The sequence below is a fragment of the Pantoea sp. PvP021 genome (assembly GCF_054056055.1).
In genome coordinates this window covers 1,463,633-1,482,283 of the sequence record NZ_JBSRXX010000001.1, presented here as the reverse complement: position 1 = coordinate 1,482,283, position 18,651 = coordinate 1,463,633, and the positions used below count along the sequence as shown (strand labels likewise).

Here is an 18,651-nt window from a genome sequence, read left to right as displayed (position 1 = left end):
GGGATCGCTCTTTTGCTGCTTACATTATCGTCAAATATAGCACTGGCTATATCCTTTAGCCAAGGCTAATGACGAAAAATTTGAGCTTCTTTGCGGCTGGTTTACAATGAGCGCAGCTAAATCCGTACAGCAGTGACAGTACGGGAAAAAATAATGAGGAAGCTGAATGAGTCGTCGTGCTAAAAGCGTGGTTTCTGCGCCAAAAGGACCACTGAAAGATATTGAAGAGCATGTCGAAGGTTTTCGGCAGGTGCGTGAAGCGCATCGTCGGGAATTAATTGATGACTACGTTGAGTTAATCTCTGATTTGATTGGTGAATTTGGCGAAGCGCGTCAGGTTGATATGGCGGCCCGCCTGGGCGTTTCACAACCTACCGTAGCGAAAATGCTGAAGCGGCTTGGCAGTGCCGGGCTGGTTGAACAGGTGCCTTACCGCGGTGTCTTTCTGACCGGTGAAGGGGAGAAACTGGCAGAGGAGAGTCGCGCCCGTCATCACATTGTTGAAAGTTTTCTGCTGGCGTTAGGCATCAGTCCCGAAACTGCCCGACGTGATTCAGAAGGGATTGAGCATCACGTCAGTGATGAAACGCTGGCCGTATTTAAGAAATTCTCCGAAACCCGCTAACGCTAAGGCGTACCTTCATCATGCCTCAACTGCTTCGATCTTTTTTGCATGACTCTGTTTTGCATTTATTAATCGTGATTGGTGTAGTTCTGGCATTTCTGGCGGATTTTCGCTGGGCCGATCTGCCCGGTGCCGTAGACTGGCATACCATTATTACGCTCACCGGATTGTTGATCCTGACCAAAGGGCTGGAAACCAGTGGCTACTTTGACGTGCTGGGGGGACGACTGATTGCGCGTTTCCGGCACGAACGTGCGCTGGCGCTGTTTATGGTGCTGGCTGCCGCGTTGCTCTCTACGTTTCTGACCAATGATGTGGCGCTGTTTATTCTGGTGCCGCTGACGCTGACGCTGCGAAAGTTCTCTCACTTACCCATCTCGCGACTGATCATCTTCGAAGCGCTGGCGGTCAACGCCGGATCCCTGCTGACGCCGGTCGGCAACCCGCAAAACATTCTGCTGTGGAGCCACGGCAAACTAAGTGTTGTCGCGTTTATTGTGCAGATGCTGCCGCTGGCCGCCTGGCTGCTGCTTAGCCTGATGGTATTAACCTGGTTCAGCTTTTCAAAGCGGTCGATTGATAAGCATGACAACCCGGAACAGCCGCAGTGGCAGAAGCCGCTGTTTATTGTCAGCGTGGTGCTATACCTGCTGTTTATCGCCGGCCTGGAGCTGGAAATCACCGGTTGGGTCCTGCTGCTGATTCTTGCCACGTTCCTGGTGATGGCGCGTCCAGTGCTGCTGCGCATCGACTGGAGCCTGCTGGCGGTGTTTATCGCCATGTTTATTGACGTCTTCCTGATGACGCGTCTGCCGGTGATGCAGGCTCACTTTGATGCGGTTTCTCATTTCGGTCAGGGGCAGCTCTACCTGCTGGCGATTGGTCTGTCACAGGTGATCAGCAACGTTCCGGCGACGATTCTGCTGCTGCAAAAAGTCCCGCCTGGAGATGTGCTGGCCTGGGCGGTCAATATTGGCGGTTTCGGCCTGCTGCCGGGTTCGCTCGCTAACCTGATTGCCCTGCGTATGGCGAAAGATCGGGCCGTCTGGTGGCATTTCCATCTCTTTTCTCTCCCTCTGCTTGCCTGGTCGATGGCCAGCGGCTGGCTGCTGTTGCGGCTGCTTAATTAGGCCCGACGCATCCTGCTACCCGCCACAGGTGGCAGGATGTGCGCCATTTCTCAAGTTTCGTAAAGTTGCGCTGGATTTTGTCAGTTTCCGATATAAGGTTAACAGGACCTTTATGCCCGGGAATTAGGGCCTTAGCCAGTGATGGGAACTATGAGCGAGAATAACCAACGCGATCCACACCAGCAGGACGCAGAGAATGCGACGGATAAAAACCGTCAGTCAGAGGAAAATCAGGACAACGACCAGCAGCCTGAGCGTAAACGCCCCGGTAAAAAGCCACTGATTATTCTGGCGGTAGTGGTGGTGATTATGCTGATTGTCGGCTTCTGGTTCTGGTTCACTACCCGCAATATTGAAACCACCGACGACGCCTTTACCGAAGGCGATGCCGTTACCATTGCGCCTAAAGCCTCCGGCTATGTCGTGAAGCTGCTGGTGAAAGATAACCAGCGGGTGAAGAAGGGCGATCTGCTGGTGGAGATCGATCCCAGCGACAATCGTGCCCAGCGTGAACAGGCTAATGCGCAGCTCGGTTTAGCTGTCGCACAGCTGCATCAGGCGCAGGCTCAACTGGCGCTGTCAAAGGTACAGTATCCGGCACAGCGCGATCAGGCGCTGGCGGATCAGGCGAAAGCCGAAGCGAATCTGCTCAATGCGCAGGCGGATTATCGTCGCCAGCGCGGCGTCGACCCGCGTGCGACCAGTCAGCGTAATATCGACAGCGCATCCGCGCAGTTACGTTCAGCGCAGGCGCAGTTACAAAGCGCGAAAGCACAGGTTGAAGTGGCGTCACAGGTTGCTCTGCAGATTCGCCAGCAGGAGACCAATGTTGAAGCGCGTCAGCAACAGGTTGAGCAGGCGAAGGCGCAGTTAAGCACGGCCGATCTTAATCTCTCCTATACCCAGGTTCGCGCGCCCTATGACGGGTTTGTCACCAAGCGTAACGTTCAGCTGGGCACACTGGTGCAGGCGGGATCGTCGCTGTTTTCGCTGGTCTCGCCTGAGATCTGGGTCACCGCTAACTTCAAAGAGTCTCAGCTGCAACACATGAATCCTGGCGACAAAGTTGAAATCAGCGTCGATGCCTGGCCGGATATGAAGCTGGAAGGGCATGTCGACAGTATTCAGATGGGCTCTGGTTCACGCTTCTCGACTTTCCCGTCAGAAAACGCCACCGGTAACTATGTGAAAATCGTTCAGCGCGTGCCGGTGAAAATCGTCATCGACAAGGGCCTTGATCCGAACCATCCTCTGCCGCTGGGTCTCTCTGTTGAACCGAAGGTAACGGTGGAATGAGTACGGCGCAGAGCTGGAAACCCGCCAGTAATCCGTGGTTAGTGGCGATCACGGTCACGCTGGCGGTGTTTATGGAGATCCTCGACACCACCATTGTTAACGTGGCGCTGCCGCATATCGCCGGTTCGCTCTCCTCCAGTTACGATGAGTCAACCTGGGTGCTGACCTCCTATCTGGTGGCGAACGGCATTGTGCTGCCTATCTCTGCGTTCTTCAGCCGACTGTTTGGCCGTAAACAGTTTTTCCTGATCTGCATCGTGATGTTTACCATCTGCTCCTTCCTGTGCGGCATCGCTACCGAACTGTGGCAAATCATTCTGTTCCGCGTGCTGCAGGGCTTTTTTGGTGGCGGATTGCAGCCGGTTCAGCAGTCTGTGCTGCTGGACTACTTCAAGGCGGAAGATCGCGGCAAGGCATTTGGGCTCTCCTCTATCGCCATTATTGTCGCGCCGGTGATTGGTCCGACATTAGGTGGCTGGATTACCGACAACTACAGCTGGCGCTGGGTGTTCTTTATCAACATTCCGGTCGGCGTACTTACCGTGCTGGCGATCTATCAGCTGCTGGAAGATCCACCGTGGGAGCGTAAATGGGCCAAAGGTAAACTGAAGATCGACTATATCGGTATCAGCCTGATTACCTTAGGACTGGGTTGTCTGCAGGTGATGCTGGATCGCGGAGAGGATGAGGACTGGTTTGCCTCGCACTTTATCGTGCTGTTCGCCATTCTGGCCTTGATTGGCATCGTCGGTGCCATCTACTGGCTGATGTATGCCCGTAAGCCAGTGGTCGATATTCTGGTGATGAAAGACCGCAACTTCTGGGTCGCCGGGCTGTTGATGGCGGGGATGGCGATGATTCTGTATGGCAGCTCCGTAGTGCTGCCACAGCTGGCGCAGCAGGATCTGGGGTACACCGCCACTTGGTCAGGTCTGGTGTTGTCGCCTGGCGCGGTGCTGATTGTGCTGACCATACCGCTGGTGCTGAAACTGATGCCAATCGTTCAGACGCGCTACATCATTGCCTTTGGCTTTAGCTGTCTGGCCGTGGCGTTTCTCTACTCCGCCACCTTAACGCCCAACGTCGATTTCACCACTTTGGTGTTGATGCGCAGCGCACAGTCAATCGGGCTGGGTTTCCTGTTTGTCCCGCTGACGACTATCGCCTTTGTCACCATTCCGCAGCGGCTTAATGCTGACGCCTCGGCGCTGTTTACCATGTTCCGTAACGTGGCCGGATCGATTGGGATTTCACTCTCGACCGCTGCCATTACCGAGCGCGAACAGGTGCGGTCAGCGCACATGGTGCATAACATGACGCCGCTGAATGAGCCGTTCAACATTACGCTTCAGCACTGGGCGCAGGCGATACGCGACTTTACCTCGGCGGTGGGCGATCCCGTCACGCTGGCAACCGGTCAGCTCTATCAGGAGATGATTGCGCAGTCGCGTATCCTCGCTTACATCGATGTCTTCTCAGGCCTGAGTATTGTCGCCCTGATTTTGATTCCATTTTGTTGGCTGTTGTCGCCGATTAAGAGCGAAGGCAGTGCAGGAGCACACTAACATGAAGGTTTTTTACACTCATCGCCTGAAACCCCTGAGTTTACTGCTGGCCCTCGGGCTGGCGGGCTGCGCCGTCGGACCTGACTATCAGGCGCCGAAACCTGCCGTGCCGGGTGGCTACAACACCCTGGATTCGCAGGAGGCGTCAAAGCCACAAAACGCCGCGATTAATTCACGCTGGTGGCGCAGCTTCAATGATCCGCAGCTCGACAGTCTGATTGAACGGGCGATTGCGGGCAACCTGAGCCTGCAGCAGACGGTGCTGCGCATTGCCGGTGCACGTGAACAGCTGACGCAGGCGCAGGGCAGCCTGTTCCCCACCCTGGGCGGTTCAGCCAAAGTGACGCGTCAGCAGCTCGGGCTGGAAGGCTTGCTGAAATCCAATGGCGCAACCGATCAGCTCGACAGCAACGTGGCCAGCCAGCTCAATGGATTGACCCAGCCGGTTACCCTCTATCAGGGCAGCTTCGATGCCAGCTGGGAGCTGGATCTGTGGGGCAAAGTGCGCCGTCAGGTTGAGGCAGCTAATGCCCAGCAGCAGGCAGCGATAGAACAGCGCAACGATGCGCTGGTCTCACTGGAGGCCGAAGTGGCGCGAGCCTGGCTGCAGCTGCGTGGCGCGCAGAGCACGATTCAGACGCTGCAACAGCAGATTGAGGTGGCGCAGCAGACGACCGAGCTGACCCAAAGCCAGCAGCGTAATGGCCTGGCCCCGCTGACCGATGTGGAAAATGCGCGTGCCCAGCTCAGCACGCTGCAGGCGCAGCTGCCGCAGTATCAGTCGCAGGCACGGCAGGCGATGAATGGGTTAGCGGTGCTGCTCGGCAAGACGCCGGGGGCGCTGGATGCTGAACTCAGTACGCCAAAAGCGTTACCCCCGCTGCCACAGTTTGTCCCGGTAGGCATTCCTTCTACGCTGGCACGTCGTCGTCCTGATATTCGTCAGGCTGAAGCGACGCTGCATGCACAAACCGCTGAGATTGGGGTTTCTGTCGCGCAGCTTTTCCCGAGCCTGTCACTGACCGGCCAGCTGGGCGTGCGCAACACCGATGTCAGCTATCTGGATAACTGGAGCAGCCATTTCTACAGTTATGGCCCGTCGTTATCGATTCCGATTTTCCAGGGCGGACAGCTGGTGTCGAGCGTGAAGTTAGCGCGGGCACAGCAGGCCAGTGCCGCGCTGGATTATCGCCAGACGGTGCTGACGGCGTTGCAGGATGTGGAGAATGCGCTGGTCAGCTATCGCGCCGATCAGCAGCGGGTCACCGCGCTGGATGAGACAACCGGTGCGCTTCAGCGCGCCTTTGATCTCGCCAGCGACAGTTATCGCCAGGGGCTCTCGACCTTCCTGGAGGTGCTGGATGCGCAGCGTCAGCTGGCTCAGGCAGAGGAGCAGGCGACACAGGCGCGGATGCAGAGTGCACTCGATTTAGTGGCGCTCTATAAAGCGCTGGGCGGCGGCTGGGAGACTTACCAGAACGTGGATATGCCGCAATATCCGGTATTTGGCCCGGCCACGCAGGCGAATTAGTTATCCGGCGGTAGCTGCCTCTGCGCAGTTACCGCTTTATCTCTCCTCCGGCAGCGTTAAACCGATGCTGCCTTTCTCTCCATGTTGTTCATCATGATCTAACTCGTTGATAAAGAGAGCTTCTCAGCATCACTGGAACGGGTGCAGCCAGCAGAAAATAAAACAGTGGTAATCGCAGGGTTATTATCAGCGTCTCCGGCGAGCGATTATTTTCATGTTGCTGGCACTTTCCGCATTCAGGTTTTTGAGCTCTGTCACCTTTCTCAGTTTATTTCTTTGACGTTTTTTTAAGGCAACTTACGACTGAACGAGTGGGGGCGCGTGAGGCTATTCAATCAGCCTGAGCCGGGCGGAACTGTTATTGCGCAGCTAAGCGATCTGCGAATAATCCGACTCTGCTATAAATCGCAGCGGCAAAAATGGTTAACAGGTGGCAAAGGGCATAATTAAAAAAGCTACCAGAGCGTTAATTCTTTTGCGCTATTTAACGGTGCCGGGGGTGGCTTTTTAAGCATAATCTGTAAGCTGGTGTGACTGGGGTCACGGGCAGGCACATTTTTAATCTGTTATCTCCGGCCCGTAAGCGTAAATAATGAGGCTGCATGGCCCGCATTTAGTTGATAGCGTTAACTGCCTTATGCCGGGATAATCTGCCTGAAATCGTTTTCAACTCCTGAGTAAAAGTGCCATTTGTTGTTAATTCAGCGTTAATAAAAGGTCAGGCACGCCCGATTTTAATAGCTCTGTTTTGCCCGAATTAATACTTAGGAATTATCTGTAGCGTAAAAATAATTTATTTTTTTATTTGAATTAGGTAGTCTTGGCGCTACAGTTTTATTAACCCCCCTTAATCAAGGACATTGTGATGAGTGACGCATTTAAGGTACTGAACAATATTCGCACATTACGTGCCCAGGCTCGTGAACTGCCACTGACCGATCTTGAAGAGATCCTGGAAAAATTAACGGTTGTTGTTACTGAGCGCCGTGAAGAAGCAGAAGCGGAAGAGACGCAGAATCGCGAAAAAGAAGAAAAGCTTTCTAAATATCGCGAAATGCTGCTGGCTGACGGCATCGATCCTAATGAATTATTAGGTGCACTGGAAAGCGGGAAAAAACGTACCAAGCGTGCGCCGCGTCCGGCTAAATATTCTTACACCGACGAAAATGGTGAGCAGAAATCCTGGACTGGCCAGGGCCGTACCCCGGCAGCGATTAAAAAAGCGCTGGATTCCGGTAAAAGCCTGGACAGTTTCCTGATCGATTGATCGACACAATCCTTGTAAGTGGGAGCCGGGGGGCCATCATGGCCTTCCGGCTTTTTTATTTCTGCCGGGATATCAATCACCCCGCAAGGAATCCACGGCTGACGCTGGCGTGCGCTGCGTCACATCTGGCATAATAGCCGCCGTTTTTTCATCCATTCTCTTCACAAAGGTCAATGCCGTGTTAGTTAGCAGCAATATCACCATGCAGTTTGGCAGCAAGCCACTGTTCGAAAATATCTCCGTTAAATTTGGCGGCGGTAATCGTTACGGTTTAATCGGTGCGAACGGCAGCGGAAAATCCACCTTCATGAAGATTTTGGGTGGCGATCTGGTGCCTTCAGGCGGCAATGTTTCTTACGATCCCAACGAGCGCATCGGTAAGTTGCGTCAGGATCAGTTCGCCTTTGAACAATTTAGCGTACTGGACACCGTTATCATGGGTCACCATGAGTTATGGGAAGTGAAGCAGGAGCGCGACCGTATTTATTCTTTGCCAGAAATGAGCGAAGAAGAGGGGTATAAAGTCGGCGATCTTGAGGCACTTTACGGTGAGATGGACGGCTATAGCGCGGAGTCTCGTGCCGGTGAGTTATTACTCGGCGTCGGCATTCCGGTTGAGCAGCATTATGGCCCGATGAGCGAAATTGCGCCGGGCTTTAAATTACGTGTGCTGCTGGCGCAGGCGCTGTTTTCTAATCCTGATATTCTGTTACTCGATGAACCGACGAACAACCTGGACATCGATACTATTCGCTGGCTGGAGCAGGTGCTGAACGAGCGTGACAGCACCATGATTATCATTTCGCATGACCGTCACTTCCTTAATATGGTCTGTACGCACATGGCTGATTTGGATTATGGCGAGCTGCGGGTTTATTCCGGTAATTATGACGAATATATGACCGCGGCGACCCAGGCGCGTGAACGTCTGTTATCCGATAACGCCAAGAAAAAAGCGCAGATTGCTGACTTACAATCGTTCGTCAGTCGTTTTAGCGCCAACGCCTCTAAATCGCGTCAGGCGACATCACGCGCTAAGCAGATGGATAAAATTAAACTGGATGAAGTGAAAGCCTCCAGCCGCCAGAACCCGTTTATCCGCTTTGAGCAGGACAAGAAGTTGTTCCGTAATGCGCTGGAAGTGGAAGGTTTGACCAAAGGATTTGATAACGGTCCGCTGTTTAAGAATTTAAATCTGCTGCTGGAAGTGGGTGAGAAGCTGGCAGTGATCGGTGCCAACGGTATCGGTAAATCAACACTGTTAAAATCGCTGGTGGGTCAGCTGACGCCAGATAACGGCAGCGTTAAATGGTCAGAGAATGCACGTATTGGTTATTACGCTCAGGATCACGCCGATGATTTTGCCAATGACCTGACGGTATTTGACTGGATGAGTCAGTGGAAACAGCCTGGCGATGATGAGCAGACCATTCGCGGTATTCTGGGTCGCCTGCTGTTTTCGCAGGATGATATTAAGAAGCCGGCCAAAGTGCTTTCCGGTGGAGAGAAGGGTCGTATGCTGTTCGGTAAGCTGATGATGGAAAAACCGAACATTCTGATTATGGATGAGCCGACCAACCACCTCGATATGGAGTCGATAGAATCGCTCAATATGGCGCTGGAGATGTATGAAGGCACGCTGGTGTTTGTTTCACACGACCGTGAATTTGTCAGCTCGCTGGCAACCCGCGTGATAGAGCTGAAAGCAGACCGCGTGGTGGACTTCACCGGTAATTACGAAGATTACCTGCGGAGTCAGGGTATCGTCTGATTGAAACGGGGTGGCGCAGGCCACCCTGTTTTTTTTGGTGGCAATGAATGAGTTATATGCTTTTAGCTTGTTAGATGGTGTGGGTTGGGCAGGATGCCAGGCTCAGGGATTATCTGGCAGCAACGCATATACTTAAGGCGCAGGGAACACGGTCAGAGGAGGAAAGCGTCCCGCGCCATGGACAAAAACGCCGGGAGCGTTTTTGAACAACGCAACGCGTTGGCCCGGTACGGGCGCACCTCAGGGATGAGGTGCGTAATCGCGCGGGCCGAGCGCCCATGGATGGTTTAAGCGACTTTCCGATCTGACCGTGTTCCCTAAGCAGGTAAAAACTTCACCACGGTGCGGGCTTCATGAAGCACAGGCGTTCCTGCCGACGCTACGCGCTACCACCACACACTTCACAGTGCGCATCCTGCGCCACCTTCATGCTGCGGAACTCCGCGCTCATCGCATCGTACATCAGCAACCGGCTGGTGGCGGGCGTGCCAAATGCCGTCAGCACTTTAATCGCTTCCATCGCCTGCATCGCACCAATCACGCCAACCAGCGGAGCCATGACGCCCGCTTCCACGCAACTCAGGGTTTGTTCCCCAAACAGGCGGCTGATGCAGCGATAGCAGGGTGTGCCGGGCTGCCAGTTGAATACGCTGATCTGACCTTCCATCCGAATCGCGGCGCCGGAGACCAGTGGCACCCGCTGCTGACGACAGAGCCGGTTAAGCTGCTCACGCACTGCAACGTTGTCAGTGCAGTCCAGCACCACCTGCTGCCGGGCGATCAGCGCCAGCAGCGCTGCATCGTCCAGCTGTCCATTAACCGGATGCAGCTGGCAGTGCGGATTGATGGCGGCCAGGCTTTGTGCGGCGGAGTCCACTTTGGCGCGGCCAATGTCAGCATCGTGATGCAGGATCTGCCGTTGCAGGTTGGAGTGCGACACGGTATCGAAGTCGAGCAGCGTCAGGCTACCGACACCGGCAGCCGCCAGATAGGGCGCAGCGGCGCAGCCGAGTCCGCCCAGCCCCACGACCAGCGCATGACTCGCTTTCAGCCGCTCCTGACCGTCGAAATCAAAGCCGCGCAATACAATCTGCCGGTTGTAGCGCAGCATCTCCTCATCGCTTAATTTAGGCAGCATTTACGCCTCCAGCAGGGCGTTGAACGGTTCCACCTCGACCCATTCGCCCGGTTCAACATTGCCGCGATCCCGTTCCAGCACAATAAAACAGTTTGCCTGGGCGAAGGAGCTGAAGACGTGTGAACCCTGCATCCCCGTGGTTTCCACCTCCAGTTCGCCCTGTGCGTTCTGTCGCAGGATGCCGCGCTGGAAATCGAGCCGGCCTGGTGACTTTTTCAGCCGCGAGGCGCAGCGCACTTTCTGACGTGGCGGCAATGCTGATTTTTGCTGGCCGGTGAGGGTGGCAAGCAGCGGCTGAACGAGCTGATAAAAGGTCACGGCGGCGGAGACCGGATTCCCTGGCAGGCCGCAGAACCAGCTGCTGTTGAGGCGGCCAAAGGCAAATGGCTTGCCAGGCTTGATCGCCAGCTTCCAGAAGCTGATGGCACCAAGCTCTTCCAGCATCGTTTTGGTGAAGTCCGCTTCGCCCACCGAGACGCCGCCGGTAGTAATCACGACATCCGCCTGCCGATCGGCCTCGGTGAAAGCAGCACGCAGTGCGGCCGGGTCATCTTTGATGATGCCAAGGTCGATGACTTCGCAACCCAGCTTATGCAGCATCAGTGATACCGCAAAGCGGTTGGTGTCGTAGATCTGGCCTTCGGCCAGCGGCTCGCCTACCGGCTGGAGTTCATCACCGGTGGAGAAGATAGCGACCCGCAGTTTTCGCAGCACGCTGACCTGTGCGATACCCAGTGAGGCGAGCAGTGGCAGCTCCGCGGCACCCAGACGCGTTCCCGCTTCCAGCACCACGGTGTCTGGCTGAATATCATCGCCGATGAGACGAATATTCTGTCCGGGACGGACCGGCGCGGTGATCATAATCGCATCACCCTGTCTTTCGGTCTGCTCCTGCATGACTACTGCTTCACAGCCTGCGGGCACCGGCGCACCGGTCATGATGCGAATCACGCTGCCCTGCGGCCACTCACCGCTAAACGGTGCGCCGGCAAAGGCTTTACCCGCCACTGGCAGCGGCTGACCGCTGCTGGCGTCTGCCAGCCTGACGGCGTAGCCATCCATCGCAGAGTTATCAAATGGCGGCACGGCAATCGGTGAAGTCACCGCTTTGGCGGTGATACGCCCGACCGCTTCGGCCAGCGGCACGCTAAGAGAGTCGGTGACGGGCGTCAGCTGTGACAGCATTTTTTGTTGTGCCTCCTTAAGGGAGATCAAGCCTGCAGTAAAACTTTCCATGGATATTCCAGCCTGGTTATCTCAGATGCTGCCTATTATGGTGGGAATTAGCCGCTGAGTCACATCGGTGTCGGCCTGACTTGCCTGTTGTTGTGGCCAAAGTGAAATATGGCGGTAAGAAAAGGTTATAACCACAGGAACAGTTTCCGCTTTACAACACTTAGCAGGCTTTCTATAGTCAAAAATCACCAAAAATGGGTGAAAACCATTTTAAATCAGTGTTTTTCGTCCTGATGCAACCACAGGGTAGATCGTTATGGTCAATGCAGTGATCGCCATTCATGGAGGCGCCGGTGCCATTACGCGCTCAGCAATGAGCGCCGAAAAAGAGCACCTCTATCGTCAGGCGCTACACGATATTGTCACTCAGGGCCAGCAGATACTGGCTCAGGGCGGCAGCGCACTCGATGCGGTGACCGAAGCGGTGCGGCTGCTGGAAGAGTGCCCGCTGTTCAACGCCGGTAAAGGCGCGGTATTTACCCATCAGGGCACCCATGAACTCGATGCCTGCATCATGGATGGCCGCACCCTGAGTGCAGGGGCGGTCGCGGGCGTAACGCGGGTACGGAATCCGGTGCTGGCGGCACGTGCCGTGCTGGAACATAGCGAGCATGTCCTGTTTATCGGCGAGGGCGCAGAGCAGTTTGCTGAGGCGCACGGGCTGGAAACGGTCACGCCTGATTACTTCTCGACCCCGGAACGCTGGGAGCAGTTGCAGCGCGCGCTGAACAGCGATACGGCGGTGCTGGACCATGATGGTGCCGCGCACAGCGATGACCCGCTCGACCCGGACCGTAAGTTTGGTACGGTGGGGGCCGTCGCGCTGGATCTTGAGGGCAACCTCGCGGCCGCCACGTCAACGGGCGGTATGACCAACAAGCAAGCCGGGCGGGTCGGCGACTCGCCGCTGCCGGGCGCAGGCTGCTACGCCAGTAACGACAGCGTGGCGGTCTCCTGTACCGGCACCGGTGAAGTCTTTATGCGGACGCTGGCGGCCTATGATGTGGCAGCGCAGATGCGCTATGCAGGGCGATCACTGCAGCAGGCCACGGTTAATGTCATTCATGACAGTGTGCTGGAGCTGGGCGGCAGCGGGGGGCTGATTGCCGTCGACCGCGCAGGCAACGTAGCGCTGCCGTTCAACAGCGAAGGGATGTATCGCGGTGTGGCGCGGGTTGGCGAAGTGGCAGACGTCGCTATCTATCGCGAAAATTAAGGAGCAGAGATGAGCGACAGGCAAACGTTACCGCCGCTGGCCCCTGAGCAGGTCCTGGCGGTGCGCGATCTCAATGTGCGTTTTCAGCACGAAACTACCGTCACTGACGCGGTGCGTCATTTGTCACTCGATCTGTTTCGCGGCGAAACGCTGGCGCTGGTGGGGGAGTCAGGCTCGGGGAAATCAGTGACCTCGCTGGCGCTGATGCGGCTGATTGAGCAGGCTGGCGGGAGGGTCAGCGGCGAGGTGCTGTTGCGGCGTCGCAACGGCGACGTGCTGGATCTGATGCGCGCCTCAAAAGGTCAGATGCGCCGGGTGCGCGGTGCGGATATGGCGATGATCTTTCAGGAGCCGATGACCTCACTGAATCCGGTCTTCTCCGTGGGCGAGCAGATCGCGGAATCCATCCGTCTGCATCAGGGCCTGAGCCACGCCGGCGCGCTGGCCGAGGCGCGCCGGATGCTGGATCTGGTACGAATCCCCGATGCGCAAAATGTATTATCCCGCTTCCCGCATCAGCTGTCGGGCGGGATGCGTCAGCGCGTGATGATCGCCATGGCGCTCTGCTGCAAACCGGCCCTGCTGATTGCCGATGAGCCGACCACCGCGCTCGACGTTACCATCCAGGCGCAGATTCTGCAGCTTATCCGCGTGCTGCAAAAAGAGATGCAGATGGGGGTGATTTTTATCACTCACGATATGGGCGTGGTCGCCGAAATGGCCGATCGGGTTCAGGTGATGTATCGCGGCGAAGTAGTAGAAAATGCCCCTGTAGCCAGTCTGTTCAGCGCCCCGCAGCAGCCCTATACCCAGGCGCTGCTGGCGGCGGTGCCAAAGCTCGGTTCGATGCAGGGCCAGCCCCTGCCAGCCAAATTTCCGTTGCTGCACAGCGATGCCGTTGATGACGTACCGCAGGATACGGTTCGCCGCCTGCAGCCACCCATTTTGCAGGTGCGCGATCTGGTCACCCGCTTTGATATTCGCGGCGGCCTGCTGAACCGCGTCAAAAGCCGGGTGCATGCCGTCGAAAAAGTCAGTTTTGATCTCTATGCCGGTGAGACACTGGCGCTGGTGGGGGAGTCTGGCTGTGGTAAATCGACCACCGGACGATCGCTGCTGAAGCTGGTTGCCAGTCAGGGTGGCACCCTGACGTTTGACGGGCAGCGGATAGACCATTTGTCGGGTGCCGCGCTGGCCCATCTGCGACGCGACATTCAGTTTATCTTCCAGGATCCCTACGCCTCGCTCGATCCCCGGCTGACGGTTGGCTTCTCCATTATGGAGCCGCTGCTGGTCCACAAGGCGATGCCGCGGCGTGAGGCGGAGCAGCGCGTCGCCTGGCTGCTGGATAAAGTGGGTCTGCTGCCGGAACATGCTCAGCGCTATCCCCATGAATTTTCCGGCGGCCAGCGTCAGCGCATCTGTATAGCTCGCGCGCTGGCGCTGAATCCCAAAGTGGTGATCGCCGATGAGTCCGTTTCGGCGCTGGATGTGTCAATTCAGGCGCAGATAATTAATCTGATGCTCGACCTGCAGCGCGAGTTTGGCATCGCCTTCCTGTTTATTTCTCACGATATGGCGGTGGTGGAGCGTATCAGCCACCGCGTGGCGGTGATGTATCTCGGTCAGATTGTCGAGATGGGGCCGCGTCAGGCGGTGTTTGAGCAGCCTCAGCACCCTTACACCCGAAAACTCATGGCAGCGGTGCCGGTAGCCGATCCGGCTCACCGGCGTCGCGAACGAGCCTTACTGGTCGATGAGATCCCCAGCCCGATTCATGCGTTAGGGGATGAACCTGAAGTGGCGCCGCTGATGGAGGTGGCACCGGGCCATTTCGTCGCCCGCCACGTTATCAGTGCGACCTGAACAGTGACGATGTCGCCCCGGCGACCAACCCGACAGGGATTACAGGAGAACAAGATGCAGATTACGATGCGTAAAGGGTTACTGGCGGCTGGCGTGTTAAGCAGCGCAATGGCATTGCCCGCCTGGGCAGCACAGGATGCGGTGATTGCCGTCGCGTCCAACTTCACCACTCTCGATCCCTATGACGCCAACGACACGCTGTCGCAGGCGGTCGCGAAATCCTTCTATCAGGGCCTGTTTGGCTTTGATAAAGAGATGAAGCTCACCAACGTGCTGGCTGAGAGCTATCAGGCCAGCGCCGACGGCCTGACCTATACCATTAAGCTGCGTTCCGGAGTTAAATTCCAGGATGGCACTGACTTCAATGCGGAAGCGGTAAAGGTCAACCTCGATCGCGCCAGCAATCCGGATAACCATCTCAAGCGCTACAACCTGTTTAAACATATCGCCAGCACCGAAGTGGTGGATCCAACTACGGTAAAAGTAACGCTGAAAGAGCCGTTCTCCGCCTTTATCAACATTCTGGCCCATCCGGCGGCGGCGATGATTTCACCCACCGCGCTGAAAAAATATGGCAAAGAGATCGGTTTCCATCCGGTAGGAACCGGCCCGTTTGTGTTCGAAACCTGGAACCAGACCGATTTTGTGAAGGTGAAAAAGTGGGACGGCTACTGGAAGCCGGGCTATCCGAAGCTGGACAGCATTACCTGGCGACCGGTGGTGGATAACAACACCCGCGCGGCGATGCTGCAGACCGGCGAAGCGAACTTTGCTTTCCCGGTGCCCTATGAGCAGGCAAAACTGCTGGAGAAGAACAGCAAGCTTGCTGTGGTAACCACGCCATCGATTATGCAGCGTTACATCAGCCTTAACGTCACTCAGAAGCCGTTCGATAATCCGAAGGTGCGTGAAGCGCTGGAATATGCCATCAACCGTCAGGCGCTGGCGAAAGTGGCGTTCTCCGGTTACGCCACGCCTGCTACCGGCATCGTGCCGCCCACCATCGACTTCGCTCAGACCTATCCGGCCATCAGCTACGATCCGGCCAAAGCGAAAGCCCTGCTGAAAGAGGCGGGTTACCCGAACGGGTTTGAAACCACGCTCTGGTCGTCACACAACCACAGCACCGCGCAGAAAGTGTTGCAGTTCACCCAGCAGCAGCTGGCGCAGGTTGGCGTGAAAGTTAAAGTTACGGCGATGGATGCGGGTCAGCGTGCCGCTGAAGTAGAAGGCAAGGGCCAGAAAGAGAGCGGCGTGCGCATGTTCTACACCGGCTGGTCCGCCTCCACCGGCGAAGCGGACTGGGCACTGACGCCACTGTTTGCTACTACGGCCTGGCCACCGGCGATCTTCAATACCGCGTTTTACAGCAATCCTAAGGTCGATAAAGATCTGGCAGATGCGCTGAAAACCACTGACCGTGCCGAGAAAGCGCGTCTCTACAAAGATGCGCAGGATACCATCTGGCAGGATCACCCGTGGATCCCACTGGTGGTTGAGCAGCTGGTTTCTGCCAACAGCAAAAACCTCAGCGGTTTTTATGTGATGCCCGATACCTCATTCAATTTCGATGAGGCAACTCTGAAGTAACGGAGCCGGCCAGCCCGCGAGGCTGGCCGCAGCTGCAGGATGTTGCATGTTTAACTATTTTCTCAAACGACTCTTTGGGCTGATCCCCACGCTGCTGATTGTGGCGGTGCTGGTGTTCCTGTTTGTTCACCTGCTGCCGGGCGACCCGGCGCGTCTGATCGCCGGGCCGGAAGCCGATGCCTCGGTGGTGGCGTTGGTGCGTCAGGAGCTGGGACTCGACCTGCCGCTTCCGCAGCAGTTCTGGCACTTTATGCTGAATGCGCTGCAGGGCGATTTCGGCCAGTCGATGGTCTCGAAGCGGCCGGTCGCGGAGGAGATCGCCTCACGCTTTATGCCGACCCTGTGGCTGACGCTGGTCAGCATGATCTGGGCCGTGATTTTTGGCATGGCAATCGGCATCGTTTCTGCTGTCTGGCGCAATCGCTGGCCCGATCGACTGGGGATGACGCTGGCGGTGTCGGGCATTTCGTTTCCCGCCTTTGCGCTGGGCATGCTGCTGATGCAGGTCTTCTCAGTTGAACTGGGATGGCTGCCAACCGTCGGTGCAGAGAGCTGGAAACATTACATTCTGCCCTCCATCACCCTGGGTGCGGCGGTGGCGGCGGTGATGGCGCGCTTTACCCGTGCCTCGTTCGTGGAGGTGATGCAGGAAGATTATATGCGGACCGCCCGGGCCAAAGGGGTGCGCGAGTCGCTGGTGGTGGTCAAGCATGGCCTGCGCAACGCCATGATCCCGGTGGTGACGATGATGGGGCTGCAGTTTGGTTTCCTGCTGGGGGGATCGATCGTGGTCGAGGTGGTGTTTAACTGGCCGGGCCTGGGGCGACTGCTGGTCGATTCCGTGGCGATGCGTGACTACCCGGTTATTCAGGCGGAAGTTTTGCTGTTTTCACTGGAGTTTATTCTGATCAACCTGTTTGTCGACATGCTCTATGCGGTGATTAATCCCGCTATTCGCTTTAAGGAGTCGCGATGAAAAACTGGCGACGCGAAGCGGCACTGAAAACGATGCCGCTGATTGCGGAGAATCGGGTGCGAACGCCGTGGCGTGAATTCTGGCGGCGTTTCAGAGGGCAGCCGGTGGCGCTGCTGGCCGGGCTGTTTGTGCTGGTACTGATTGTGCTGGCGGTTATTGCCCCGTGGATTGCGCCGTTCGACGCAGAGAACTACTTCGATTATGACCGGCTCAATGACGGCCCCTCGCTGATGCATCTGTTTGGCGTCGATTCGCTGGGGCGTGACATTTTCAGTCGGGTGCTGGTCGGCACGCGGATTTCCCTGATTGCGGGCTTCTTTTCGGTAGTGATCGGCGCGCTGATCGGCACATTCTTTGGTCTGTTAGCCGGCTATTACGAAGGCTGGTGGGACCGCATCACCATGCGTATCTGCGATGTGCTGTTTGCCTTTCCCGGCATTCTGCTGGCGATTGCGGTGGTGGCGATTATGGGCAGCGGCATGAGTAATGTGATTGTGGCAGTCGCTATCTTCAGTATCCCGGCTTTTGCCCGGCTGGTTCGCGGCAATACGCTGGTGCTGAAGCATCAGACCTATATTGAGTCGGCACGCAGCATCGGCGCTTCTGACTGGACTATCCTGATGCGGCATATCCTGCCCGGCACGGTATCGCCGATTGTGGTCTATTTCACCATGCGGGTCGGTACCTCAATCATTACCGCGGCCAGCCTGTCATTTCTGGGGCTGGGCGCACAACCGCCTACGCCGGAGTGGGGGGCGATGCTGAATGAGGCGCGGGCCGACATGGTTATCGCGCCTCACGTGGCAATTTTCCCCAGCCTGGCCATCTTCCTCACCGTTCTGGCATTTAATTTACTCGGAGACGGGCTGCGCGACGCACTTGATCCTAAACTAAAGAGATGAAACCTTTCGATTATGATCAGGACTTCAGCACTATCGACTTCCGCCAGCACCCCGAGCTTTATCAGGTCGGGCGTGGTGAGCAGGGCGTGCTGATGGTCGAGCCTTATAAAGGCGAAATACTGCCACACTGGCGTTTTCGTACCGTTCCCATTGCTGAAGAGTCGGCTGAGAAAATCATGGCGCTGTTTGAGGAGTATCGGCGCAAAGATGATTTTGTCGGCATGGATATGGCGCGTAAATTTATTCAGATGGGGTATACCCGTGCGCGCCGTTACAGCAACCACAAGGGCGGACGTAAGTATGACGCAGATGGCAAGGAGCTGCCGCGCGGCGTCAACGAGGAAAAAGCCGCGGCGGCGGCTGTTTTCAAAGGCTACTGGGACAAACTTCGTGCAGATGAAGACTATCTGCGACGTAAAAAAGCGCATCAGCAGCAGTATGGCTAAGCGTTAATCCTGCTCTCCCGGCAGCCGCTACCCCCTGCCGGGGTTGTTTTAATGACCCCGTCCTGCTCAATCCTATCCCTCATTTCTTGCCTGCAA

15 protein-coding genes are annotated in these 18,651 nt (G+C 56.4%); 13 read left to right on the top strand and 2 right to left on the bottom strand.

Annotated features, from left to right (window positions below; all coding sequences use genetic code 11):
* The first annotated feature begins 166 nt into the window (after window positions 1–166).
* The 7 genes from mntR to ACVKSX_RS06805 all read left to right on the top strand — a co-directional run bounded on the left by mntR (window position 167) and on the right by ACVKSX_RS06805 (window position 9,185).
* Window positions 167–625, top strand: coding sequence for a manganese-binding transcriptional regulator MntR (gene mntR / locus ACVKSX_RS06835; protein WP_010254350.1), 459 nt, complete (start codon window positions 167–169; stop codon window positions 623–625).
* Window positions 626–645: 20 nt separating this feature from the next.
* Window positions 646–1,755: an SLC13 family permease gene (locus ACVKSX_RS06830; RefSeq protein ID WP_022625975.1), complete on the top strand. Its 1,110-nt coding sequence runs from the start codon at window positions 646–648 to the stop codon at window positions 1,753–1,755.
* Between the two features lie 150 nt (window positions 1,756–1,905).
* On the top strand, window positions 1,906–3,051 hold the full coding sequence (locus ACVKSX_RS06825) for an HlyD family secretion protein (protein ID WP_010254357.1): 1,146 nt from the start codon (window positions 1,906–1,908) through the stop codon (window positions 3,049–3,051).
* Window positions 3,048–4,616, top strand: a complete 1,569-nt coding sequence (locus ACVKSX_RS06820; protein ID WP_010254360.1) for a DHA2 family efflux MFS transporter permease subunit — start codon at window positions 3,048–3,050, stop codon at window positions 4,614–4,616. The genes ACVKSX_RS06825 and ACVKSX_RS06820 overlap by 4 nt, the downstream gene beginning before the upstream one ends.
* A gap of 1 nt (window position 4,617) precedes the next feature.
* Entirely contained in the window at window positions 4,618–6,147 is a 1,530-nt protein-coding gene (locus tag ACVKSX_RS06815; RefSeq protein ID WP_052270853.1) for an efflux transporter outer membrane subunit, read from the top strand.
* 865 nt (window positions 6,148–7,012) lie between these two features.
* On the top strand, window positions 7,013–7,414 hold the full coding sequence (locus ACVKSX_RS06810; RefSeq protein WP_003850507.1) for an H-NS family histone-like protein: 402 nt from the start codon (window positions 7,013–7,015) through the stop codon (window positions 7,412–7,414).
* Window positions 7,415–7,592: 178 nt separating this feature from the next.
* A complete protein-coding gene (locus ACVKSX_RS06805; protein WP_010254366.1) occupies window positions 7,593–9,185 on the top strand; it encodes an ABC-F family ATPase in 1,593 nt (530 codons plus the stop codon).
* A gap of 379 nt (window positions 9,186–9,564) precedes the next feature.
* Here ACVKSX_RS06805 and moeB read toward each other — a convergent pair whose 3' ends face one another.
* Both moeB and moeA read right to left on the bottom strand, forming a co-directional pair.
* Entirely contained in the window at window positions 9,565–10,323 is a 759-nt protein-coding gene (gene moeB / locus ACVKSX_RS06800) for a molybdopterin-synthase adenylyltransferase MoeB (RefSeq protein WP_354438500.1), read from the bottom strand.
* Window positions 10,324–11,559, bottom strand: coding sequence for a molybdopterin molybdotransferase MoeA (gene moeA, locus ACVKSX_RS06795; RefSeq protein ID WP_354438499.1), 1,236 nt, complete (start codon window positions 11,557–11,559; stop codon window positions 10,324–10,326).
* Between the two features lie 256 nt (window positions 11,560–11,815).
* On the opposite strand from moeA, the gene ACVKSX_RS06790 reads away from it, so the two are divergent.
* From ACVKSX_RS06790 to ACVKSX_RS06765, 6 genes are read left to right on the top strand one after another with little or no spacing between them, the layout of a single operon-like run.
* Window positions 11,816–12,775 (top strand): isoaspartyl peptidase/L-asparaginase family protein, encoded by a 960-nt coding sequence (locus ACVKSX_RS06790; protein WP_137227878.1) that lies wholly within the window; start codon window positions 11,816–11,818, stop codon window positions 12,773–12,775.
* Between the two features lie 9 nt (window positions 12,776–12,784).
* Window positions 12,785–14,641 carry a dipeptide ABC transporter ATP-binding protein gene (locus ACVKSX_RS06785; protein WP_137227879.1) on the top strand — a complete coding sequence of 619 codons (1,857 nt, stop codon included), beginning with the start codon at window positions 12,785–12,787 and terminating at the stop codon, window positions 14,639–14,641.
* A 54-nt stretch (window positions 14,642–14,695) separates the two neighbouring features.
* Window positions 14,696–16,231, top strand: a complete 1,536-nt coding sequence (gene gsiB, locus ACVKSX_RS06780; protein ID WP_010669736.1) for a glutathione ABC transporter substrate-binding protein GsiB — start codon at window positions 14,696–14,698, stop codon at window positions 16,229–16,231.
* Between the two features lie 46 nt (window positions 16,232–16,277).
* The gene (gene gsiC, locus ACVKSX_RS06775; RefSeq protein ID WP_010254376.1) at window positions 16,278–17,207 is read left to right on the top strand and encodes a glutathione ABC transporter permease GsiC; all 930 of its coding nucleotides are present in this window, start codon (window positions 16,278–16,280) and stop codon (window positions 17,205–17,207) included.
* Window positions 17,204–18,109 (top strand): glutathione ABC transporter permease GsiD, encoded by a 906-nt coding sequence (gene gsiD / locus ACVKSX_RS06770; RefSeq protein WP_010254377.1) that lies wholly within the window; start codon window positions 17,204–17,206, stop codon window positions 18,107–18,109. The genes gsiC and gsiD overlap by 4 nt, the downstream gene beginning before the upstream one ends.
* Entirely contained in the window at window positions 18,106–18,555 is a 450-nt protein-coding gene (locus tag ACVKSX_RS06765) for a DUF4385 domain-containing protein (protein WP_010254385.1), read from the top strand. The genes gsiD and ACVKSX_RS06765 overlap by 4 nt, the downstream gene beginning before the upstream one ends.
* Window positions 18,556–18,651: the final 96 nt, after the last annotated feature.